17 protein-coding genes and 2 tRNA genes are annotated in these 24,207 nt (G+C 56.9%); 13 read left to right on the top strand and 6 right to left on the bottom strand.

Going from position 1 to position 24,207, the window contains the following annotated elements; translation table 11 throughout:
- Positions 1–151 precede the first annotated feature (151 nt).
- Positions 152–1,159 carry a glycosyltransferase family 2 protein gene (locus VAE57_RS12930; protein WP_322822287.1) on the bottom strand — a complete coding sequence of 336 codons (1,008 nt, stop codon included), beginning with the start codon at positions 1,157–1,159 and terminating at the stop codon, positions 152–154.
- Between the two features lie 235 nt (positions 1,160–1,394).
- Here VAE57_RS12930 and VAE57_RS12925 point away from each other — a divergent pair, with 235 nt between their 5' ends.
- From VAE57_RS12925 to VAE57_RS12900, 6 genes are all read left to right on the top strand, one after another.
- Complete coding sequence (locus VAE57_RS12925) at positions 1,395–2,096, top strand: GntR family transcriptional regulator (protein ID WP_322822286.1); 702 nt, start codon at positions 1,395–1,397, stop codon at positions 2,094–2,096.
- Positions 2,097–2,102: 6 nt separating this feature from the next.
- On the top strand, positions 2,103–3,311 hold the full coding sequence (locus VAE57_RS12920) for a CoA transferase (RefSeq protein ID WP_322822285.1): 1,209 nt from the start codon (positions 2,103–2,105) through the stop codon (positions 3,309–3,311).
- Positions 3,311–4,264: a hydroxymethylglutaryl-CoA lyase gene (locus tag VAE57_RS12915; RefSeq protein ID WP_322822284.1), complete on the top strand. Its 954-nt coding sequence runs from the start codon at positions 3,311–3,313 to the stop codon at positions 4,262–4,264. Before VAE57_RS12920 ends, VAE57_RS12915 begins: the two co-directional genes overlap by 1 nt.
- A 45-nt stretch (positions 4,265–4,309) precedes the next feature.
- Entirely contained in the window at positions 4,310–6,355 is a 2,046-nt protein-coding gene (locus VAE57_RS12910; protein ID WP_322822283.1) for a hydantoinase/oxoprolinase family protein, read from the top strand.
- Between the two features lie 22 nt (positions 6,356–6,377).
- A complete protein-coding gene (locus VAE57_RS12905) occupies positions 6,378–8,312 on the top strand; it encodes a hydantoinase B/oxoprolinase family protein (protein WP_322822282.1) in 1,935 nt (644 codons plus the stop codon).
- A gap of 865 nt (positions 8,313–9,177) precedes the next feature.
- On the top strand, positions 9,178–9,822 hold the full coding sequence (locus tag VAE57_RS12900; RefSeq protein ID WP_322822281.1) for an N-carbamoylsarcosine amidohydrolase: 645 nt from the start codon (positions 9,178–9,180) through the stop codon (positions 9,820–9,822).
- 80 nt (positions 9,823–9,902) lie between these two features.
- On the opposite strand, the gene VAE57_RS12895 is transcribed toward VAE57_RS12900, so the two are convergent.
- Both VAE57_RS12895 and VAE57_RS12890 read right to left on the bottom strand, forming a co-directional pair.
- Positions 9,903–9,978, bottom strand: a tRNA-Ala gene (locus VAE57_RS12895).
- Between the two features lie 43 nt (positions 9,979–10,021).
- A tRNA-Ile gene (locus tag VAE57_RS12890) sits at positions 10,022–10,098 on the bottom strand.
- Positions 10,099–10,282: 184 nt separating this feature from the next.
- On the opposite strand from VAE57_RS12890, the gene VAE57_RS12885 reads away from it, so the two are divergent.
- From VAE57_RS12885 to VAE57_RS12875, 3 genes are read left to right on the top strand one after another with little or no spacing between them, the layout of a single operon-like run.
- The gene (locus tag VAE57_RS12885; RefSeq protein WP_322822280.1) at positions 10,283–11,299 is read left to right on the top strand and encodes an ABC transporter ATP-binding protein; all 1,017 of its coding nucleotides are present in this window, start codon (positions 10,283–10,285) and stop codon (positions 11,297–11,299) included.
- A gap of 15 nt (positions 11,300–11,314) precedes the next feature.
- A complete protein-coding gene (locus tag VAE57_RS12880; RefSeq protein ID WP_322822279.1) occupies positions 11,315–12,418 on the top strand; it encodes a dipeptide ABC transporter ATP-binding protein in 1,104 nt (367 codons plus the stop codon).
- A 23-nt stretch (positions 12,419–12,441) separates the two neighbouring features.
- On the top strand, positions 12,442–12,630 hold the full coding sequence (locus VAE57_RS12875; RefSeq protein WP_322822278.1) for a hypothetical protein: 189 nt from the start codon (positions 12,442–12,444) through the stop codon (positions 12,628–12,630).
- A gap of 292 nt (positions 12,631–12,922) precedes the next feature.
- On the opposite strand, the gene VAE57_RS12870 is transcribed toward VAE57_RS12875, so the two are convergent.
- The 3 genes from VAE57_RS12870 to VAE57_RS12860 are packed head-to-tail and all read right to left on the bottom strand — an operon-like array spanning position 12,923 to position 16,664.
- Entirely contained in the window at positions 12,923–13,045 is a 123-nt protein-coding gene (locus VAE57_RS12870) for a hypothetical protein (protein WP_322822277.1), read from the bottom strand.
- A complete protein-coding gene (locus VAE57_RS12865) occupies positions 13,045–15,978 on the bottom strand; it encodes an ATP-binding protein (RefSeq protein WP_322822276.1) in 2,934 nt (977 codons plus the stop codon). Before VAE57_RS12865 ends, VAE57_RS12870 begins: the two co-directional genes overlap by 1 nt.
- Positions 15,975–16,664 carry a phosphoribosyltransferase gene (locus VAE57_RS12860; RefSeq protein WP_322822275.1) on the bottom strand — a complete coding sequence of 230 codons (690 nt, stop codon included), beginning with the start codon at positions 16,662–16,664 and terminating at the stop codon, positions 15,975–15,977. The genes VAE57_RS12865 and VAE57_RS12860 overlap by 4 nt, the downstream gene beginning before the upstream one ends.
- A 222-nt stretch (positions 16,665–16,886) precedes the next feature.
- Between VAE57_RS12860 and VAE57_RS12855 the strand changes: the two genes are divergently transcribed.
- From VAE57_RS12855 to VAE57_RS12840, 4 genes are all read left to right on the top strand, one after another.
- A complete protein-coding gene (locus VAE57_RS12855; protein ID WP_322822274.1) occupies positions 16,887–17,129 on the top strand; it encodes a cyclic-di-AMP receptor in 243 nt (80 codons plus the stop codon).
- 6 nt (positions 17,130–17,135) lie between these two features.
- Positions 17,136–18,311: a glycosyltransferase family 4 protein gene (locus tag VAE57_RS12850; RefSeq protein WP_322822273.1), complete on the top strand. Its 1,176-nt coding sequence runs from the start codon at positions 17,136–17,138 to the stop codon at positions 18,309–18,311.
- A gap of 234 nt (positions 18,312–18,545) precedes the next feature.
- Positions 18,546–19,865: an adenylate/guanylate cyclase domain-containing protein gene (locus VAE57_RS12845; RefSeq protein WP_322822272.1), complete on the top strand. Its 1,320-nt coding sequence runs from the start codon at positions 18,546–18,548 to the stop codon at positions 19,863–19,865.
- A 333-nt stretch (positions 19,866–20,198) separates the two neighbouring features.
- A complete protein-coding gene (locus VAE57_RS12840) occupies positions 20,199–23,960 on the top strand; it encodes an AAA family ATPase (protein WP_322822271.1) in 3,762 nt (1,253 codons plus the stop codon).
- Positions 23,961–24,207: the final 247 nt, after the last annotated feature.

The raw sequence follows: 24,207 nt of genomic DNA, 5'->3' as shown, positions 1-24,207 counted from the left end.
TGTCCTAATCTATCAACTGGCAACCTGCTACGTCGCCAGCGTATATGCTGCCGGTGTAGAGCCACACGGCACGCTCTATCGCTTCTTGCCTCTCTTCTCCCTCCCCCTGCTAACTTCTATTCTCCTATCTTCTCTCTCCTATCTCTATCTCCTATCTCCTACCTCCTCCTCCCCCCAACTGCCGACGCACCCGCCACGTACCGACGAGACCCAGCGGCGGTTCGATCCAGCGTGCCAGTTCGCCGAGCGGTGCCGTGCGGTGCGCTTGAATGTATCGGCGCTGGTGCAAGAGCTGTTGCCATTCAGCCAGCGCCATGAGTCTGCCGGCCAGCATATCAGGTTGCCGACGCAGCACAGCATAGGTGATCGCCAGCACATCGTAGACCAGGATCGACGGCAGGCAGGCCAGGAGGAGTGGCGTGGGCAGGCAGCGGATCACCATGCGCAGCCGGTTGCGGCCGAGCAAGCGCTGTTTGAGCGGACTGAACATGCCGGCAGTTGCCGAGTAGACATGGCGGGCACGAGCGGTGGGAGCCAGCACACACTCCCAACCCCGCAGACGGGCGCGCCAGGCCAGATCGGCATCTTCCAGGTAACTGAAGAAATCGGCAAACATGCCGGTATCGGCGATCATCGTCCGCCGCAGCAGGGCTAGCCCACCACTGGCACCGAAGATGAGTTGAGGATTGGTCGGCAGTTGGGTTACTGCCACACCAAGGGCATGGTCGGTAGCAATCCCATCGGCGTGAAACCGAATCCCGGCGCCGGCAACGATCTGTGGCCGGCGGCTGAAGGTCAACACTCCCGCTGCCCATCCCGCCTGCGGATGATCACGCAGGGCTGTCCAGAGCGCATCAACACAACCCGGCTCGGCCAACGCATCGTCATTGATGAGCATTATCAGATCGGTCTGTGTCGCTTCAATCCCTGCATTGACGCCACCGGCAAAGCCGGCGTTGTACGGCAATGAAATGACGCGGACGGTCGGAAAATATCTGCGTACCCAATCCCCAGCCCGATCACGTGAATGATTGTCAACCAGCACAATCTCATCGTGGGGAAGTATCTGGGCCTGGATAGCGCTCAGGCATGCCGGAAGAAAGCGTAGTGCGTGATAGGTTGGGATAACAACGGCAATGGGCGGACGGGTACAATTCATAGATGCGCTCGTCGGGTTGTGATGGTTGCGTGCTGCCCCGCATTATACCAATCAAAGGACCGGTGTTGTATTCGATCATCGCTTGACAAGGCACGGCCATTCTGTTATATTGTATACAATATTCCAATGGTATAGATATTATAACTGTTTAGTATAGCATTTAGCTGATTATATTGGGCTATTTTGGTCATTATTAACGACCGTTGTTTATGGCACACTACTACAATTTATTGTAATGAATAAATTGTATACAACTGAAGAAACGTCTGCCGACCAGGTCTACCAGCGGCTGCGTCGACTGTTAATAGAGGGGCATTATCCACCCGGCTCCCGCCTGATCGAAGAACGGCTGGCGCAAGACCTTGGCGTGAGCCGGACTCCGGTGCGGCAGGCGTTGGTGCGCGCCGCCGCTGAAGGGCTGGTGCAGATTTTTCCCAATCGTGGAGCTGTGGCGCGTAGTTTTACCGTTGATGACTTGATCGAGATGTATGATTTGCGCGCCTTGCTTGAGGGACACGCAGCGTATCTGGCTGCCCGGCGGATTACCGCCGAACAGCTTGCCCGTATGGAGATGGCGGCAACCGCCCTCGAACAGTCACTTACGCTGACCTTCGAGCGGCGTCAGGACGAAGTGCATTTTCTGGTTGAACACAATGCGATTTTTCATCAGACCATTGCCGAGGCTGCCGGGAATCAACGCCTGATTACGATGCTCAACCAGATCGTGGCGGTTCCGTTGCAGTTTCGCTCCTTCTACTGGTATCAGCCTGAGCAGCGTCAAATTTCCAATTTCTTCCATCGCAGTATCCTCAATGCGCTGCGGCTCGGTGATGGTGACCGCGCCCGCGCGATGATGCGCGAACACATTTTTTACGGTCGAGATGTTCTGTTGCAGAGTCGGGGTGCGGAAGAGACGACCGCATCCGACGAGGAGTAAGGTATCGTGAGTTCCCAACGTCCGCCACGACCACTCGATGATGTTCGGGTGCTGGAATTGGGTGCGTTTCTGGCCGGTCCATTCTGTGGTCAGTTGCTGGCCGATTTCGGCGCTGAAGTGATTAAGGTCGAACCTCCCGGCAAAGGTGATCCGATGCGCGAATGGGGTCGCCACCGCTACAAAGGGCGCACGCTTTGGTGGCCAGTGTTAGCCCGCAATAAGAAGTCGATTACGATTGATTTGCGCACACCCGAAGGCCAGGCGTTGGTCAAGCGCCTGGTGCTCCACGTGGATATGGTACTGGAGAATTTTCGTCCTGGTACGCTTGAAGAGTGGGGGCTGGGATGGGAAGAGCTACACGCGCTCAATCCCGGTCTGATTATGATCCGGGTGAGCGGGTTTGGTCAGACCGGCCCTTACCGCGATAAGGCCGGCTTCGGTTCGATTGGCGAGGCTATGGGAGGGATTCGGGCGATTACAGGATTCCCTGATCGTCCGCCAACCCGAATTGGGATTAGCATTGGCGATTCGCTGGCGGCTACGTTTGCCGCCCTGGGTGCTCTGGTTGCGTTGCATCAGCGTCAACGCAGTGGACAGGGTCAGGTGGTTGATATTGGTATCTACGAGGGTGTGCTGGCCCTGATGGAGAGTATGATCCCTGAATATCAATTGACCGGCCATATCCGTGAACGTACCGGGAACATTCTCCCTAATGTTGCCCCCTCGAATATCTACCCAACGGCTGATGGAAGCTGGTTTGTGATTGGGGCAAACGCCGATACCATCTTCGCCCGTCTTGCCCAGGCTATGGGCCAGCCCGAACTGGCTACCGATCCGCGCTTCGCAACCCACCAGGCACGGGGTGAGCATCAGGCCGAACTTGATGATCTGATTGCAGCCTGGACGATTAACTATACCGCCGACCAGTTGCAGGTCATGATGGACGAGTACGGCGTCCCTGCCGGTCGCATCTACACCGCGAAAGAGATGCTCTCCGATCCACATTTTATCGCTCGCCAATCGATTATCGGTGTCCACGATCCCGATTTGGGCGAGATCAAGATGCAGAATGTGGTGCCGCGGCTGTCAGCCACCCCCGGCGGCGTGGACTGGACTGGTCCTGCACTCGGTCAGCACAATCGCGAAATCTTTACCGATCTGCTTGGGCTGACCGAGGATGATCTGGCAATGCTGCAAGCGAAACGGGTGATTTGATGGAAGCAGTCACAATTGTTGATGTCGCACCCCGTGATGGGTTGCAGAACGAGCCTGACGTGTTAGAGCCGGCAACACGAGTTGAGTTGATCGAGCGCCTGCTCGCAGCCGGTGTACCACGGATCGAGATCGGTTCGTTTGTCAACCCGCGTCAGGTGCCGCAGATGGCCGGAATTGATCAGATTGCACAGATGTTGATTGAGCGTGGTCATAACCTGGCCGCCCGTACCACGAATGATCTCTTCCGCTTTACCGCCCTTGTCCCCAACCAGCGCGGCTATGAACTGGCCGCTGCTGCCGGACTACGCCACGTGCGACTGGTGCTGGCCGCCAGTGATGGTCTGAACCGGGCAAACTTTAAGCGTACAACCGCTGAGTCGCTGATTGAATTCAGCCGCTTTGCACTCAATATTCGACGTGATGGTCTCTCGTTTGGGGTGGCAATTGGCGCCGCTTTCGGGTGTCCATTCGATGGCTATGTCTCACCTGAACGGGTCTGTGCAATTGCCGAACACGCTGCCGATATTGGCGCCGGCGAGATCATTCTGGCCGATACGACCGGGATGGCGGTACCGACGCAGGTTGCGGCATTGTGTCGAATGGTGCTAGAACGCATCCCGGATGTCACGGTGACCCTTCATCTGCACAATACGCGCAATACCGGTTATGCCAACGCCTTTGCCGCCTGGCAGGTCGGCATTCGTTCGTTCGATGCTGCGCTCGGTGGGATCGGCGGCTGCCCATTCGCACCGCGAGCAGTAGGCAATATCGCCAGCGAGGACCTGGTGCATCTCTTCAACGGGCTTGGGGTACCAACCGGGATCGAACTGCCGACGCTCATTGCCGCATCCGACTGGCTCGCTGCCACACTTGGCCGCCCCTTGCCGGCACTGGTCGGGAAGGCCGGGCCGGTCTATCCGCAGGTAGTGTCAACGGCACCCTACCTGTCATAAGCTACTGTCTGGGGAGTACGTGGTTTTATCGGGAGGAATGGAGACATGAGTTATCGCATTGGAGTCGATGTTGGTGGAACGTTCACCGACCTAATGCTCTTCGATGAGGAGAGCGGACGCTACTGGCGCTACAAGACCCCATCCACACCACACGATCCGTCAGAGGCGGTGCTGTCCGGGATCGCGGCGATTTGCCAGCAAGCCGGGATTGCACCGTCGCAGGTAGCGCAGATCATGCACGGTACAACCGTCGCGACCAATGTTATCCTCGAAAGCAAAGACGCACGGGTTGGACTGATCACGACCGAAGGGTTTAAGCAAATCCTGCATCTTGCCCGCTCACAAACGCCCGGCCCACTTGCCGGCTGGATGATTATGATCAAGCCCGAACCACCGGCAACCCTCGCCGACACCCGCGAGGTGCGCGAACGCATGAGTGCCCGTGGTGAGGTGGTTCGCCCCCTTGACGAAGCCCAGGCCGAAGAAGTGATCCGCGAATTGGTCGATTCGGGTATCGAGTCACTGACCATCTCGCTGATTAATTCGTATGCCAACCCCGATCACGAACGTCGCCTGAAAGCGATTGCCCAACGCATTGCTCCCCATCTCCCAGTTACCATCTCTTACGATGTACTGCCGGAGTTTCGCGAGTACGAGCGCACGCTTACCGCGACCATGAATGCGTATGTCAAACCGAAGGTCAAAACCTACGTCCACAATCTCGATCAGCACCTGCGCCAACAGGGAGTACAGGCGAAACTCAATATCCTGCGCTCCGATGCCGGTTTGATGACTGCCGAAACGACCGAGGAGAATCCAGTCTATACCCTTCTCTCCGGTCCTTCCGGTGGTGTAGCCGGAGCGTTGCATATCGCGTTGCGCGCCGGGTATCCCAATATTCTGACCTTCGATATGGGTGGTACGTCAACCGACGTTTCGCTCTGTATGGGGGAACCCAACATCGCTCGCGAGACGGTACTTGGCTATTTTCCGGTGAAAGTTCCTTCGGTTGATGTTCGTTCAGTTGGTGCCGGTGGCGGTTCGATTGCCCACGTACCTGCCCTGACGCGAGCGTTGCGGGTTGGGCCACAGAGCGCAGGGGCCGTGCCCGGCCCGGCCTGCTACGGCAAAGGCGGTGCCGAACCGACGGTGACCGATGCCAATCTGGTCTGTGGGTATTTGCCACCGAGCATTCTTGGCGGGGCAATGCAGCTCGACATCGCCGCAGCCAAAGCTGCCATTCAAAAGATCGCCGATGCAACCGGGTTGAGTCTGATGGCCGCAGCCGAAGGGATTCTGCGCATCGTGAATGAAAATATGTTCGGTGCCCTCCGTCTGGTCAGTGTACAGCGCGGGTTCGATCCACGCCAGTTTGCGCTGATGGCTTTCGGCGGTGCCGGACCTCTCCACGGCAACGCTCTGGCTGAACTGCTCGGTTGTTATCCGGTAATTGTGCCACCTGCACCCGGTCTGCTCTGCGCCCTCGGTGACCTGAGCGCCGATTACCGTGATGAGTTTGCCCGCACCTACATCCGCACCGTTGATCGGGTTGATCAGGAAGAGATGGTCGGTATGCTGCGCGATCTGGGTCGTGAAGCGCAGGCAATGCTGAGTGAAGAGGCGATCCCACCATCCCGCCAGGAAATTCGCTACTTCGTTGATATGCGCTACTACCGGCAGGGCTACGAGATGCCGATTGCCGTCAGCGAAACCGAATTCGATCAAGACCTGATCCCGATCCTGGTACGACGCTTCAACGAACTGCACGACCGTACCTACGGTTTTATGCTCGACAGCAATGTGGAAATTGTGAACCTGCGCGCAGTCGGGATTGGGCGCGTGACGAAAGTTGAGCTGCCCGAAGCAGAACCGGGTAACCCAGATGCCAGCAGTGCCTATAGCGGCGATCATCAAATCTACCGCCACGGTGAATGGATTACGGCAAAACTCTACGACCGCAACAAGCTGCGTCCGGGTATGCAGGTTGAGGGGCCGGCGATTATTACCGAGGTTGACAGCACTACGGTGGTCCTGCCCGGCCATACGGCAACCGTTGATCGCTACTTCAACCTTCTGATCAACCGCAGTTAAGTTGCTACAGCGAGGAGCATCTATGGCGACTAATCTCAAAATTGCGACGATCCCCCAGATCGAGATCGATCCGGTGACGCTCGATATTATCGAGAATGCGCTCAAGAATACGCGCTACGAGATGGATGCTGTGCTTTACCGCACAGCAATGAGTCCGGTGATCCGTGAACAGCACGATCAGTTTCCGATGATTACCGATCCGCACGGGCGGATGATCGTCGGTCAATTCGGCTCGTATATCGCCGGCCTGCTCGACAACTGGGATCAGACCATCGAACCGGGCGATGTTATTCTGCTCTCCGATCCGTACCTCTGTGGAGGTGCCATCAGCCACATCAACGATTTGCTGGTGATGCTGCCCATCTTCTACGGCGAAGGCGATGAGCGGGAACTGGTTGGCTGGGCGAGCATGTTCGGCCATGCCCAGGATGTCGGCGGGCCATTGCCAGGCTCGCTTCCGACTACGGCGACGACCATTTTCGGCGAAGGATTGCGGCTGCCGCCGGTCAAAATCTACGAGCGCGGGAAGCTCAACCGGGCAGTCCTTGACATTATGCTCAACAACGTTCGCCAGCCTGAAATGAATCGCGCCGATCTGATGGCAATTATTGCCAGTTGCCGCACCGCCGAGAAGCGCGTGATTGAGCTGTGCAATCGCTTCGGCAAGGATGTCTATCTGGCGGCTACCCAGGCTCTCCTCGACCGCACCTACCGGGCGATGAAGGAGCTGATCGTGCGCAACCTGCCCGAAGAGCCACAGTCGTTTGAAGATTACGTTGACGACGACGGTCTCGGTAATGGGCCGTTCAAGATGAAGCTGACCATCTGGCGCGAAGGCCACGAAGCCTACTTCGACTGGACAGGCACCGATCCTCAGGCGATGGGGCCGATCAACTTCTACCTCAATGAGTCGATGTTCAAGATGTTCATCGGCGTCTATCTGATTATGGTCTTCGACCCTCAAATCCTGTTCAACGACGGCTTCTACCCGCTGCTGCACGTCACCATGCCGAAGGGCAGCCTGATCCAGCCCGAATTCCCGGCAGCACTCGGCTGTCGTACCCACGCCTTGACACGCCTGTTCGATGTGCTCGGCGGTGCGCTGGCCAAACGAGCGCCTGAATTCACGACCGCCGCCGGTTATGGCACCTCACCCTACCTGCTCTACTCAGGCTATGATAAGGATGGCGAGTTCTTCTATCTGATGGAGATCAACTACGGTGGGATTCCCGGTCGCCCGATTGGCGACGGTATGGATGGACACTCGTGGTGGCCGTTGTTCACCAACATTCCCACCGAATATCTGGAGAGCTACTACCCGATCCGCATCGAGCGCTACACCAGCATTATCGACTCAGGCGGTGCCGGCTTCCATCGCGGAGGGAACGGGATCGAGAAGATTTACACCTTCCTTGAGCCGGGCGAGATTTCGATCCACGATGACCGCTGGCTGACGCCACCGTGGGGCAACGTTGGCGGCAAACCGGGGAGTCGTTCGAGCAAGCTGCTGATCCGCACCGACGGCACCCGCCAGGTCTTACCCAGCAAGTGCGACCAGATCGCCGTCGAGCCGGGAGATCAACTGGTGTATCGAACTGCCGGAGGCGGCGGCTGGAAAGACCCGCTCACCCGGCCACCAGAGGCGGTACAGCGCGACGTGCGTTACGGATTGGTGAGCCGCGAGAAGGCACTGAACGATTACGGCGTCGTTCTCCGCGACGATCTCACGATTGACGAGGCGGCTACCGAAGCCAAACGCGCCGAACTGGCAGCGGCACGCGGCGAGATTAAAGGCTTTGACTTCGGGCCGCCGCTGGAAGAATTGCTGGCCAATGCCGAAGCCGAAACCGGCCTCCCGGCACCGCGCAAGCCGCAACCGGTACGCTGGGCGATGGCTCGCGCCGCTCGCCGCGAGCGAATGGCGTCGGCGCAGCAGCAGGCTGTCACTGCTGACTGATCGTTGCCAGAATTATGGGGGTGACAGGATATCCATCAGGGGATAGTACCATCCCGCTGCCTGTCACCCCAGACTCTGGTGTTCGGCAGCATAACCAGAGAGCTTCCAAACCGGTTCAAGCAATTATTTCCTGCACCCTCTCCCACGTATCTGGCGACTATGCATTACCCACAACTATATTTATGGTGTTAACCACGTGCGTATCAGCGGGTATGATCGCCATAGGTGCTGTTTTGGGCACCATGCCAGGGATCAGTCGCACCGTGAGCTGTGCGCATCATGGACGGAGCGCAGCATGGTGGCGGCGGGGAACGTCGTGCCGGAGCGCGGGGCAGGGTACGCGAACGTATGTCATCATGCAGTGCCATCGTGCGCCTGTCGTCCAGGCGCTTGACCGCGTGCCAGGCACCAACGAACACCTACCCGGCTCTTGGGCCGGTAGCAGCGCGTCACTCCAGCCGTGCCAGCACGTGCTGGATGGATTGCCGTACCCGTTCGTCATCCGCGTGTCGCGCGGTGTGGAGTGCGGCAGCCATGCTGCCGCGCCAGCCGTGCTCCCGATCCGGTGCGTGGCACACCGGTGCCCATCCTGGTCACGGGGAAGCTGGATGTACTCGTTTCGATCATCAAGTCGGTCAGACATGCATGAGTTACCTGCACGTAGACGCTTGGTTGCACCAGGTTCGTGCCTGCGCACCAGCGGTCACGGCCAGCACCTGACGGCAGTTGAGAGGATGCCTCCACGCAGGCTGGAAGCCTGCGCCACAGTAACCCTACGCCACGGGGAGCGCTTGCAGCCTGATCTAACGCAGAGTGACATTTGGGTAATGCATAGCCCATATCTGGCGGAAGGAGGATATTATTCATGGCCGATTACGATCATCTCACCGCCGATTACCGCCGGCACGGCCTGGCCGGACGGGTCGGCTTTGGCACCTCGCCGGCTTTACTGGTTATCGACTTCATCAAAGCCTACACCACCCCCGGATCGCCCCTCTACGCTGCACCAGGCGTACCAGACGCAGTGCGGGCCAGTCAACCATTGCTGGCAGCAGCTCGTGCGGCGGCGATCCCCATCATCTACACAACGGTCGCTTACGCCAGTGATGGCCGTGATGGTGGTATCTTCGTCCAGAAAGTACCGGCACTCCGCCAGCTCACCCACGAATCACCACTTATCGCCATCGTCGATGAACTTGCGCCACAGCCAGATGAGCTGGTGATCGAGAAGAAGTATGCCAGCGCCTTCTTCGGTACCCATCTTGCCGCAACGTTAACCGCATTACGGATTGACACGCTGATCATGATCGGCTGTTCGACCAGTGGCTGCATTCGGGCCAGTGCAGTTGACGGCATGCAACACGGATTTCGGGTCATCGTGCCCCGTGAGTGTGTCGGTGATCGCGCCCCGGAACCACACCTTGCCAACCTCTTCGACATCGATGGCAAATACGGTGATGTGGTCAGTGTGAGCGAGGTGTTGGCGTATTTGCAGCGGTTTGCCGGCTGAGAGCGTATGCTGCGTCAGAAAAACACCAAAGGCCGTGGCATAACCACGACCTTCAGCACAGCAGGAGGGGAGATGAATTGTGGTGGAGCGAAGGGGATTCGAACCCCTGACCTTCTGCGTGCAAAGCAGATGCTCTACCAACTGAGCTATCGCCCCAAAATAAGAGAGAATAGAGAGACATTCTCTATTCTCTCCTGGTTGGTGGGCGTAGGTGGACTCGAACCACCGACCTCAATCTTATCAGGATTGCGCTCTAACCTGCTGAGCTATACGCCCTCACAACGCCGAAGAGTATAGCACAGCCTGGGGATCATGTCAAGTCATGCGAAATCCTTGACAGTAACCGGTTTCTTGTGGTACTATCCCCAACATCCGCATAGGAAAAGGTAAACATAACAAAGCAGAGGCATGGTCACGTTCGCCAGAAATTCAGCGCGACACCGTAACAGAGGATTACTGTATGGCTCCATTGTTAGAAGTTCGTGACCTGCGCACCTATTTTCACACGCAGGACGGCATCGTCAAAGCGGTTGACGGTGTTTCTTTTTATGTCAATCGTGGCGAAACCCTCGGTATCGTTGGCGAGTCGGGGTGCGGCAAGTCGGTGACATCGCTCTCCATTATGCGCTTGATTCCCAATCCGCCGGGCAAGATTGTCGGCGGGCAAATTTTATTTGACGGCGAAGACCTGCTCCAGGCCAGCGAAGAGGAGATGCGCCACATTCGCGGAAATCGGATTGCGATGATCTTTCAAGACCCCATGACATCGCTCAATCCCGTCTTGACGGTGGGGCGCCAAATTACAGAGTCACTTGAATTACATCTAAAGTTGAGCAAAAAAGAGGCACGTGACCGGGCCATTGAGTTGCTTGATATGGTCGGGATCCCCTCGGCTAGCAAGCGCCTCGACAATTATCCGCATCAGTTTTCGGGTGGTATGCGGCAACGGGTGATGATTGCAATGGCGTTGTCGTGCAACCCTGAATTGCTCATCGCCGATGAACCCACCACTGCCCTCGATGTGACGATCCAGGCCCAAATCCTTGAGTTGATCAATCGCCTGCGCGAAGAGCTTGAGACAGCAGTTATTCTGATCACCCACGATCTCGGTGTGGTAGCCGGTATGACCGACCGTGTCACCGTGATGTATGCCGGTAAGGTAGTCGAAGAGGGACCAACGAGCGAGATCTTCGCCAATCCACGGATGCCGTACACGATTGGATTGCTCCGTTCAATCCCGCGGCTCGATGAAGAGCGTGGTCGTCGCCTGACACCCATTCGGGGTCTCCCACCCAATTTGATCGACCTTCCCCCTATTTGCCCCTTCAGTCCACGCTGTGATTATGCACGTGAAGAGTGCCTGGCGAGCGTGCCGGAATTACGCAGCGTTGGCACCGATCATCGAGCGGCATGTCATTTCGACATTACGCTAGAGACCCCTGTTCCGCGAACGATGACCACCGATGTGGCGGCTTGATAGACGAGGCGAGGCATGACAACGCTGAAACAATCATCCGGTGAATACATCATCGAGATCAAAGATCTCCGTATGCACTTTCCGGTAACGCACGGGATCATCTTTCAGCGACGGGTTGGCACGGTCAAGGCGGTCGATGGGGTGAGCTTTAATATCAAACGTGGCGAAACGCTCGGACTGGTCGGCGAGTCGGGATGTGGCAAGAGTACAACCGGGCGTGCAATTCTGCAATTGTACCGACCAACCAGCGGTCAAGTGTTGTTTGAAGGTACCGATCTGACCAAACTGAAGGGAAATGCGCTACGCCAGATGCGGCGTCGGGTGCAGATGATCTTTCAAGACCCCTACGCCTCGCTCAACCCGCGCATGACGGTTGGTGATATTATTGCCGAACCGATCCGGGTCCACAAACTACGCGAAGGGCGTGCCGTGCGTGAACGAGTCGAAGAATTGTTGCATCTGGTCGGCTTAAACCCCGCCTTCGCGAATCGCTACCCACACGAATTCTCCGGTGGGCAACGTCAACGGATTGGCATTGCCCGTGCACTGGCCGTCGAGCCAGACTTCGTGGTCTGTGACGAGCCGGTATCCGCGCTCGATGTCTCAATCCAGGCCCAGGTAGTCAATCTGCTGGAAGAATTGCAAGACAAACTCGGTCTGACATACCTCTTCATCGCCCACGACTTGAGCGTGGTCAATCATATCTCCGATCGGGTAGCGGTGATGTACCTGGGTAAGGTGGTCGAACTGGCCGAAGGGCCAAAGCTCTATTCGATGCCACTCCACCCATACACACAGGCACTGCTCTCGGCGGTACCAATTCCCGACCCGAAAGTGGAAAAGCAGCGACGACGGATCATTCTTGAGGGTGACGTTCCCAGTCCGCTCAACCCACCGTCGGGATGCCATTTTCACACTCGCTGCCCGATTGCCATTCAAAAGTGCAAAGAAGAAGAACCTCCCTTCGTGGATTACGGAAATGGCCATTTTGCCGCATGCTGGCGCGTACGCGAAAGCATCACGCTGATGCCGGAAGTGGCATGCAAGCAAGCCGAGGCCGTCGCCGCACGCATTGCTGCCGATGCCGGCAAGGTGAAGAGTATCTCGCATGAGCATTAAATGTGCATTGACGACCATCGTTGGTGTTATCACGCACTGGATTGGCTGCCTTACCCGCTCGTTATGTGCGTGTCGCGGCGTTTGGAGTGCGGCAGCACGGCTGCCGCACCAGCCGTGCTTCGTGCCAGGCGCGTGGCACGCTGTTGACCCTGCCGGCCACACGCATTGCTGCCGATGCCGGCAAGGTAAAGAGCATCTCGCACGAGCATTAAACGTGCATTGACGACCATCATCGGTGTCATTACACCTGGGAGCGCCCTCCTCCGGCGCACTCCCTATCTGCACCAACACACGCCAGCGGCAGCCATCCGGCGCCGCCAGTTCCCACACCCATCGGGTGCAGGTGAAGGTGGGATGTGTAGTATATGACCACCGGTAGGGGCGGGTGTGGAACCCGCCCCCACGAGTGCCCGTGCACATTGCCATACGAAGGATGTGGCAACGAGGGGGCGAAAGGGTGAGTCATGCGCACCATGCGTTGTATGCTGTAGACACTACATGATGTCAATCATTACGTCCGGGAGCGATGACTTCCGATTCTACCATCCGTGCCCGAACTTCTTTAATGGCCGTCAGTAAGCGACGCCGTCCACCAACCTCGGCAATCTCCTGGGCTTCGGCAAGCATCACCCGCGCCTCGGCGGGCGGCAACAGTGGTGCCAGCCAGATCCGAATCTGAGCTGCCAGATGACGCGCCCCCAACGTATCGGCCTGCGCCAGCGCCGACGAGAGGTAGTGTACAGCACACGTTGTTTCACCACGCCGCAAGGCGACCAGACCCACATTTGCCGTGATCCGGCCACTCGTTCAGGAATATTCAACTGCGTCGCTAAAGCCAACCCTTGTTGAAACCGGGCAGATGCCGTTTCCAGATCATCCTGAGCCAGCGCCACCTCACCGGCAGTCGAAAGCAGGTATGGTTGCAACGACAGCATACCCCGCTCTTCGGCGAGAGCCATGGCCTCGCGGATGATCGTGGCTGCTGCATCGACTTCCCCACGGAGCAGGCGATGATACGCCTGATTATTACGTGCCAGGATACGCCAGGTAATCGCCTCGTCGCCGGCATGGTCTGCAATTTCCTGTGCACGCTCGTAACGGGCAATGGCGGTATCGAGATCGCCTTGCTGGGCAGCAATATTACCGAGTTCAAACGTAACCTGCGCCAATGCCGCTCGCTGAACAGTTGGCTCATTACCCAGTATCTGCGCGGCAGCCATGAGCCGTTCGGTGGCTGCGGCGAGATCGGCACCTTCAAGCGAGAGGGCAGTCCCCCATAGAAAGAGTGCTGTGGCCTGATCGTGCGGATGTGCGGTCGGTTCAACCTGACTGACCAGCGCAATCACTTCAGCATAGCGTCCCTGCGGGATCAAGGCCCGTGCCAGCGCCAGGCGAGCCGCGAGTGCTTCCTGCGAAGTTTGCGCCGCCGCCATCGCGTCACGAAAAGCATCAACTGCGGCTGCCGATGCACCGGACTGTAGACGTGCCTCACCAAGCCTGACCAGTGTCGCCGAACGCTGGCTCGCGGGCAACCCTGCCAGGGCCTGGGTATAAAACTCTGCCGCCTCCGGCCACGCAGCCAGGGTCACCGAACGTTCCGCAGCGCGGAGCGCATACGTCGCTGCCCGTTCAACCAAACCAGACCTGGCAAAATGAAAAGCAATCTGCCCGGCTACATCATCGATCCGATCACGGTAGAGCGCCTCGATGGCTTCACCCACGCGCCGGTGTAGCATGCGTCGGCGTAGATCACCAACATCACGCCCCACCACCTCCATCGTCAGACTGTGGTCGAAGCGAAACCAGGCAGCAGAGAGCGGTACGACCAGGCGAGCTGCCAGCAATTCATCGAGAGCATCCAATGCCGCTTCTTCTGACAGAGCTGCAGCCTTTGCCACCACGTTAAAATCAAAATCCCGTCCCACTACCACCGCTGCATCCAGCACCCGCCGTGCCGGTTCGGAAAGCCGGTTCAGGCGCGTTTCAATCAGATGGTACACCGTCTGCGGTACCACTGGCTGCGACGATAACGCTCTAAGATCAACCATACCGTCGGCAGTGAGCCAGCCGCTCGTGCGCGCATAACGTACCAGCTCGGCGATCATGTAGGGATTACCTTCTGTACTTTGTTCCAGCCAATCGGCCAGTGGATGGGCAAAAGGCCCACTCAAATGACGGGCAATCGCCAGTACTGCTGTTGTAGGAAGACGATCAATCGCTAGGCGGAAGAAGCGATCTTCACGCACCAGCGCACGGATCAGACCGGCCAGCGCACTCCGCGGCTCGGGCAGACGACTGGTTGCCAGCACAACCAGATCAACATCGGCACTACGTCGTAACAGGTAGCCAAGCAGCCCCAGTGTACTCGTATCGGCCCATTGCAGATCATCCAGCAACAGGCTTACGCGGGTCTGACGAGCCAGTTCCATCAACAGTCGGGTTACCGCTTCCCAGAGCCGTGCTTCATTAGGCGGATCAGCGGGGAGCGGGGCCACATCGGGCAACAAACGACCTAATTCGTTCCACCAGATCGGCATAAGCTGTACCTGGGTGCGAAGCTGCGGCCACTCAGGATGGGCAATCAGGGCATGTAGCGCTGCATTGATCGAGAAGTAGGGAAGGGTCTGCTCTAGCTCACGAGCAGCACCGGTAATGACCAGACCACCGCGTTGCGCCAGAAACTCTTCCGCGAGGCGTGTCTTGCCAATACCGGGCACCCCCTCGATCAAGACCAGCCGACCAGGTCTGACTTCGCCGTGCAACGTCGCCAGTTCAGCCTCGCGCCCGCTGAAGGGCAGGGGGCCGTTGGAGAACGCCGGGCGAACATGGGCTGGTGACAGGGCAGGTGCTACAATCGTATCGGTAATAATCGCATCGTAGAGTGCCTGCGTTTCGCGCATCGGCGGGACACCCAACTCTTGATCAAGCAGATCACGTAAATGCTCAAACCGACGGATCGCCCCTACCCGATCACCACTGAGATACGCCAGACGCATTGCATCACGCTGTACATCTTCCTGCAACGGATCAATAGCAAGGGCATGATCGAGCGCGGCAAGTGCTGCTGTCATTGCACCCCGCTGTTCATAGAGACGCGCAAGGCGTAGCCAGCCACGCCCAAGCAGCAGGCGTGTTCGCTCACGTTCGGTGTCAAGCCAGGTTTGAAACGGCTCGCAGTCGGGAAGGTCAAAACCGGCCAGCAACTCAACCTGGTCAACCGGCAGTGCGGCCGTCAACGCAACCACATCAACCTGTGGGTCGGTGATGAGCGTCTGTAGCTGGCGCAGATCGACCGTGGCTACCAGTGATAGCCACTCTTCATCGGCAACCAACGCATCCCCAATCGTCTTGCGGATAGCGTAGAGCGTGGAACGGAGAAGCTGCTGCGCAGCACTCCGCTCGTGATCAGGCCAGAAGAGAGATAGCACCTGCTCGCGTTGCACCGGTTGGGAATGAGCAGCCAGGTAATAGAGTAACGCCCGGCTACGTCGCCGCGGCAAGGCAACCGCGTGATCGGCAACCACAATGCGCGGTGGCCCTAAGAGCTGAACAACTATCATGTATCCTCGTGGTTGGTTACAGCGCGATCTGCTTGCGCGGCTTGCAATAACTGCCGCACCTCGTCATCACTGGTCTGTCGAAAGTCATTGTACCAGTAACTGAGCGCATAAAACGGTTCAACGACCAGTACTGCCACAACATCATCGGCAACCGACCGTAGTATCTGTACCGACTCTTTGCTAGCGACCGGCACCGCCACCGCGATCCAGCGTGGGTGTTGCAAGCGAACACAATCTACGGCGGCGTGCATGGTAGCACCGGTTGCCAGACCATCATCCACAATGATCACCGTCTTATCGCGCAACTCAGGGGGCGGACGGTGTCCGCGATAACTCCGGGCACGCCGCTCAATCTCAGCCTGCTCTAGGGCAGCCACGTCTTCAATTACATACGCCGGAATCCGTAACTCGGCGATAATCTCGTGATTCAGCACCCGTACTCCACCTTCAGCGATGGCCCCCATCGCCAGTTCGACCTGACCGGGCACACCCAGCTTGCGTACCAGCAAGACATCGAGCGGTGCCGACAGTGCCCTGGCGACCTCGTATGCCACCGGCACACCACCTCGTGGCAAGGCCAACACCTGGAGCGCAGGACGTTCGGCATAATGGCTCATACTCCAGGCCAGTGCCCGTCCGGCTGCACGGCGATCCGTGAAACGATGGAAACTCGCTGGTACCGGCATAGGAGCCTCCTAAAGAGAACGGGCGATCTCGCTGCGCGATTAATACCAGCTATTACTACGGCAGGCAGGCATCGATCCAGTACCTGCCTATCAACGCAGATCATCACGTCACACGAATCATAGCACAGCAATTGTTCACCAACAATAGTGAAAGATTGACGAGCGGGGCTGCTCTCCGTATAATCTCGGCAGCAACAGTTACGAGATCACGAAAGGGCGAGTATGAAGTTAATCATCTTCGTAACCGAGGATGCACATGCGGACGCCGGTGTTGATGCCCTCGTTGCTGCCGGTTTTCGGGTGACACGGCTGGCGACGACGGGTGGCTTCCTGCGCCGTGGCAATACGACATTGCTGGTTGGGGTTGAAGACAATCAGGTTGAGCGGGCACACGAGATCATTCAGCGCGCAGCTCCAGGAACGCTGGCGATCACGATGGATCTTGAGCGATACGAACGGTTATAGGATATTGTGCGCATCCTGTACATTGCTTCCGGCATCCCGACACCAGGTACGGTCGGCGGCAGTATCCATACCCTGGAGGTGGCACGTGGTCTGGCCCATCTCGGCCATGATGTCCACGTGATTGCAGCCAGTCGCGAACTACCGCTACATCATCTTCACCTGAGATCACTGTTCAGGCTTACAGCCCGGCCATACGCTGGGTTTACGCTATATCATCAAGATGTCCCCAAGGCATTGAGCCTGCTCGGTGCTGCGGCTGTGATCAGGCTGGCCCGTCAACTCCGTCCTGATCTGATTATGGAGCGCTACTACAACTTTGCCGGTGCCGGGATGATTGCCGCTCACCGTTTGCAGATTCCAACCATTCTCGAAGTAAATGCCCTGATCGTCGATCCGCCGACCGTCCTCAAGCGCCGCCTTGATGACGCCTTCGGTAGTCCTTTCCGGCGCTGGGCGGAACAGCAATGTCACTGGGCAGATCGGATCGTCACGCCACTGCACACCACCGTACCACCCGCCATTCCACGCGACAAGATCGTCGAATTACCGTGGGGGGCCAACGTCGAAGCATTCAAACCGCCAGCCGAACCGGTGCCAGGCCCACCCAATATCATCTTTATGGGAACCTTTCGTCCCTGGCACGGTGTAAGTGATTTCGTGCGTGCAGCTCGCCTGTTGATTGAGCGCGGACACAACTATCGCTTTACCCTGATCGGCGACGGCCCTGAACGGGCTACGGCGGAGGCTCTCGCCGCCGAATATGCTGATCGCTTTACGTTTACCGGTGCCGTAGCCTACGAACGCCTACCCGAACTCCTGGCGCAGGCCCATCTCGGTGTGGCTCCATTCAACACCACCCCCCATCCGGCCCTGCGTACCGCCGGGTTTTTCTGGTCACCACTCAAAATCTACGAATACATGGCCGCCGGGCTGCCGGTTGTCACCGCTGCCATTCATCCACTCACCGATGTGATCCGGGAAGGTCAGGAAGGTGCCTTGTTTCGGGAAGGTGACATCGTCGATCTGGCCGCAGCAATCGAGCGCGTGCTGTGCGATCCACAGGCAGCATTTGCGATGGGCCGTCGCGCCCGCGAGCGCGTGGTTGCCGAATTCTCGTGGCAACGGCACTGTGCTGAATTGGAGCGGATTGCACTGACCCTTGTACAGCATCAGCACAGGTAACCGTTCACGCTTACCACACCGTCACCGAACCCTCAGCAATCCCCTGGAACTGGTCATCAATAGCACAACCGGCAGCGTGCCCGGCACGAGCACGCGATAACTCCTATCAGACCTATCCAACATGTTTCAATCTTCGCTTCAGCATGTCTTCAGAATCTTTTTTTATGATGCTGATACAACCCTTATGGGTGGAGATATGAATCAAACTACCGTGTCAACGAACAGGAATACCATATGCACTACTCTCTCAGACAACCGATGAGTGTACATGATACAGCCTCTATAACCGAAGAACAGGGGCGTGGTTCGCCGGGTCTACGATTTTTATCCGAATGCGCCACGAATTCACTCTTTTTTCCCTTAGCTGCTGTTGGATGCGAGGCTGTTACGGCATCACCCGGTGACTATTTTTCTTCTGCCCCACCCTACATGCTGATCACAGCCGGCCTGTTACAGGCTTGCTACCTGAGCATCCATGCCAACAGCTCGCCATGGCATCGCTTAACCGGGAACCTGATTGGCCCAATCCTATACAGCATCGGTGGTTATATATACGAAGGCCCTCATTTCTGGCTCCATCTCCTACATTGTGCGTATTGGGGTTTTGCCCTAACGATAGCTATACTCCAATTTCTACGCGCCCAAATTGCTCTGACAGCCATCGATCCTATCGTAGTCATTAGTGAAAACATCATTCGCACCAGCATCATCCTCTTCTTATTTTACACTTTTCAGGAGGATCAAACGTCCAATCAGCACCTATCCATCCAACAATTTTTCAACAACCCTGATCATCAAATAATCACATTCCTGATCCTGTTTCTCGGCACCATTGCAGGGTTGACCCATGCGTACAGTGAATGGCACGTAAGTCTGCTCACGCAAACAATCCGACAATTCAACAGGTTCGCTGAATGGCTACTCGGTCGTAAACTACTCCATCTCTCGCTAACAAACCCAGATCAATTAACCCTACAACGTCGTGAACGCAGTATATTGTTTATGGATATTCGCGGTTTTACGACATGGAGTGAACACAGAATGCCAGAAGAAGTTGTACAATTACTCAATTCGTATTATCAGATTATTGAACAGGTGTTTTCTAACTATCAAGTGATCAAGTATAAACTATCAGCCGATGAGGCAATGGCCATTTTCCCCGACCCAACGACAGCCATTCAGGCTGCCATTATGCTTCGATCACATATTCAACCGTTGCTCGACCACGAGCAGTTGGGTGTTGGAATCGGTATCCATCACGGCCCTGTCGTTGAAGGACTGTTAGGTAGCCGTGGAGTCAGATTTTATGATGTGATCGGAGATACGGTTAATACAGCAAAACGCCTGGAAAGCGTTGCTCGCAAAGGTGAAATCCTGGTCTCTACCCGTGCCTATCAAGCCATTGACGAAGAATGTTGTCAAATTACGCCAGACATTATTACCGTTAAGGGGAAGAAAAATCCATTACAGGTCTATGTGTTGTCTGAGACTAACCATCCTCTCATCACCAATTCCGAATCATTAGCCTCGCAAGCAGAGCCTGAACATGAATGATATCCGCTAGATTGATCTGCCCTTCTGTCAGCACATCGACACTCCATGGCTTGCGCAACCTTGAGCAGTAACCCATCCGAAACATCCGAATGGGCTATCTGGATAAGCTTCTGGCCAAGACCAGCGCCTCAGTTTCTTCTTAACGCAAGTCACTTGCTTCCAGAACATCGCCACACTTCAGAAACATTGTGAATAGCAATACATTCAACAAAACTTGCACTACACCGAAAGCTGATCAATAATCGCTCAACAATCTGCATCAGCTATAATAATATCATCGTGGACATTCCAAGACGCAGCGGTTGGCAATCAAACCACCGATGGACACTTGTCATGATGCTCGCAAATCTCGCTGAACTGGCCTGCTACCTTCCCGGCCTGATCCGGCGACGGCTACAAAATATCGGAGCTGATGGCCGCCTTGAAGCGGCAAAAGAGACGTTTCCGGCAGCAATCCTATTTGCCGACCTCTCAGGATTCACTGCGCTGACCGAACATCTGACCCACACCAATCCGGCTGGCACAGAGGAGCTGACGCAGATTCTCGATCTCTATTTTGGTCATCTGGTGCGGATCGTGACCGTCCACGGTGGTGATGTGATCAAGTTCTCCGGTGATGGATTAATCGCGCTCTGGTACGGCGATGAACCATTACCCGTATTGACTCGTCGGGCAATCCAATGCGGTCTGGCAATTCAGATGATGATGTCGCCTGCGGTCTGGAGCACGGAAGTCATCGACGAGGCAGCACGACGACTACGCGCCCGTGTCGGAATCGGGGCCGGCGATGTCACCCTCATGCATCTTGGCGGCATCTACGACCGCTGGGAACTTCTGATTGTCGGTGATGCAGTACGCGCAGCCAGTGCAGCGGAAGCTGCCGCACCACCAGGAGAAGTTGCCCTTACCGCCGATGCCTGGGGGCTGACGCAGCCATGGTGCGAGGCCGAGCCTCTCTCTGACAGTTACTGGCGCTTGACCGCCCTGCTCGATGATGTGCCGCTGCGCACATTCACCACACCGGTTATCGATCAGGAGCAAATCGAATTATTACGCTCGTATGTCCCGAAAGCGATCTCGAGTCGTATCGATGCCGGTCAAACCGCATGGCTGGCCGAACAACGTTATGTCACCGTGCTCTTTGCCCATCTCGGTGACCTGAATGCCAGTACCCCCTTACCGGCAGCGCAAGCGGCTGTGCGCGCCCTGCAGACCTGCCTGTACCGCTATGAAGGCAGTATCAACCGTCTGGGCATCGATAACAAGGGACCAACGTTGTTAGCGGCATTTGGCCTTCCTCCCTTTGCCCACGAAGACGATGCACTGCGTGGGGTGTTAGCTGCCCACGATATTGTCAATACACTCTCGAATCTGGGTTTTTCCTGCACAATCGGCTTGACAAGCGGGCCAGCACTCTGTAGCTCGGTGGGTGGTCTGGAACGGCGCGAATACACCATGATGGGTTCGGTTGTCAATCGCGCAGCCCGTCTGATGCAGGCAGCCCGCCAACAGCAGATACCGCTTCTCTGTGATGGCGAAACCGCGGCAGCATGCCGCGAGCGGATTACCTTCAACGCCCTGCCGCCATTACACCTGCGAGGCATCAGCGATCCGGTAACCATCTTCCAGCCGGTGCTCAACATCACTGACGATACCAACCGCCAGCTTATCAACAAGGCACGTTACAACCACACTTTCGTCGGGCGCACCAGTGAGATGGCATTGCTGCTCGACCGCCTCGACCGCTTGCAACGCGGGCAGAGTGGTGGGGTGATGATCAGCGGCGAAGCCGGTATCGGCAAATCACACCTGGTACAGGAGTTTCTCAATCAAGCCCGTAGCCAGAATACGATTGTCCTCTCCGCGACTGCGCGCGCTATCGACCGTAGCCCTTACCAAACTATTCGCAGCGGTTTACTCGAATTACTCAACGATGTACGGCTGACCGTCCTCAGCGATGATATTTACCACCTTAGCCGTCAGTTGTGGCCCACGAACCTGACCACGATAGCAAACCCTACAGCGTCACCTGACCAGGGTTACGCCGGACGTGTCCACGATGGATTAATTGCGGTCTTGAGCAAAGCCGCCGAGCATGCACCGCTGATGATCGCAATTGAAGATGTACAGTGGCTCGATGAACCAACCTGGAGCTTGCTGATCAATCTGCTCGAACAGCCAGTCCCCATCTTGCTGATCGTGACCGGAAGACCACCACTCAACCAGACAGAGGAGCAGCGTCGCTTCCTGTATCACCCCCTGGTCGACCATATCAAGCTCCAGGGTCTGAGTCCGCCAGAGATTCACGATTTGATCGCCCATGCCCTGGATGTCCATCAGGTTGATGAAGCAATCTGGCGCATGATTGCCGATCAGACCCAAGGACATCCATTTTTCAGTCTCGAACTGGCTAAGGCACTACACGATGCCGGCCTGCTAATGCGTCAGCATCAGATGTGTCGTTTTGTGCCAGGAGCAACGAAAACGGCTCTTCAGATGGTGCGTTTACCGACAACGGTACAGGGATTGATCACGAGCCGCTTCGATCAGTTAACCCTTGACCAGCAACTAACGCTGAAAGCAGCCAGCATAATCGGTGCCGAATTTGATCCAGCGACACTGGCCGCCATTCACCCATCCGGGCTGAACGAGGCCCAATTGACCGGTCAGCTCTTCGCGCTTCAACAGGCCGGGTTGATTGTTCTTGAACGCTTTGAACCACACCTGCAATACGCCTTTCGTCCGGCAGCGATTGCCGAAGCCATTTACAATCTAATGAGTTTTGCCCAGCGCCGTCAACTACACGCTCGCCTCGCAGCATACCTCGAACAACATACCGGACACGACCCTCTACGTGCCATCACGATTGCTCACCACTGGCAGGCAGCCAGCGAAACGCTGCGCGCTAAACCGTTTCTCGAACAGGCAGGAGAACTGGCGCTGCATACCGGTGATTATGCCGGTGCGATTGATCTGTTGAGTAAGGCTCACCAGATAGGTATCGACGAAGAAGCATCTGTTATTGGGCGCCGGGAACGGCTGCTGGCAGAGGCATATTACGGTCAGGGGCGCCTCGCCGAAAGCTATCGGCTGTTACAGAGTGCGTTTCGTCACCTGGGGTACCACCTGCCTGTCAGCCGGCGCAGATTGATCTGGTCGTTATTCATCGAAGTCATTCAACAGATTCTTATCCTGCTGGGTATCCCCAAACGGCACTTGCTGGCAGGCAAGAATGCGGTAGAGATTGCCCGTGCCGCCCATCTGCTGGTGCAGATCGATTATTATCAGCACGACCCGTTGACAATGCTCTACAGACTACTGTTCGCGCTGAATCTGGCCGAAACCACTCGCCTACCGGCAATCCGGGCACGTTCATACGCCAGTATGGAAATAGCCTTGAGTCGCTTGCCGATACTGGCCCGATTGTACCGCCGCAAAGCGATGAGGCTGGTCAAACGTCTGAACGATCCCTCGACCATGGCCTGGGTAGCCCAGATGCAAGGTCTGGCAGCACTTATCCGCAGTGACTGGCGTCAGGCCCAGGCGGCCCTTCAGTTCGGCATGAGCATTGCTCAGCAAACCGGCGAAACTCGCCGCTGGCTTGAATGTCGTGCTTTGCTGGCAATGGTACAGTTGCGCCTCGGTGATGTACCTGAAGCACTGGCAGGTGCCGACGAGATCGCTATGCGCAGCGAACGCAGCCGCGATCATCAGGTTCAGGTATGGGGTCGTTTAAGCGCTGCTGAGTTCTATCTGGCGAACGGTGATGTTGCCGCAGCAGTGAGCGAATGGCAGGCGGCGAGTAATTTGTTTACCGATGCGAACCGAATCAGCCGTGCCGATCAAATCTGGCACACTATTCTGGCCGCTCGTATCGCGCTGATAAGCGGTGAAACCCGGCAGGCTCACGAGCTGGTCGTGCAGGCCCTTCAGCAGATAAACAGTTCTCCTCCCCCGGCCCTGTATCTGATTCGCAGTTATCGGGCGTTGGCCGAGATGCCGCTTTCACTGAAACAACGCTGGATGGCGCACCTGATTCGCTGGCAGGTTGGGCTGCTTTTCCCGCTGGCACTGCGCGAGGATAGCGGCAGATGAGGGTAGAGTACATCTGAGAGCCTGTTATATCGTCTCTCCTCCAGGAGTAAAGAAAGTACGACTGTCAGGCGGGCTTCAGCCCCCCTGACAACCGACAAGCCCCGCTGAGGCTAAAGGTACACATTCACGCCGCCAGGCCAGCCCCACAGGGGCTTCCGCGAATTGAGGCAGGGTTTTAACCCGCCGGCCCAGCAACCCGCTACCTCAGCACCCCGCCAATCCAAGCCCCGCTAATCCGTCCAAATCC

Origin of the sequence: Chloroflexus sp. (genome assembly GCF_034434295.1) — a bacterium.
Lineage (GTDB): Bacteria > Chloroflexota > Chloroflexia > Chloroflexales > Chloroflexaceae > Chloroflexus.
This window is presented reverse-complemented; position numbering and strand designations above follow the sequence as displayed.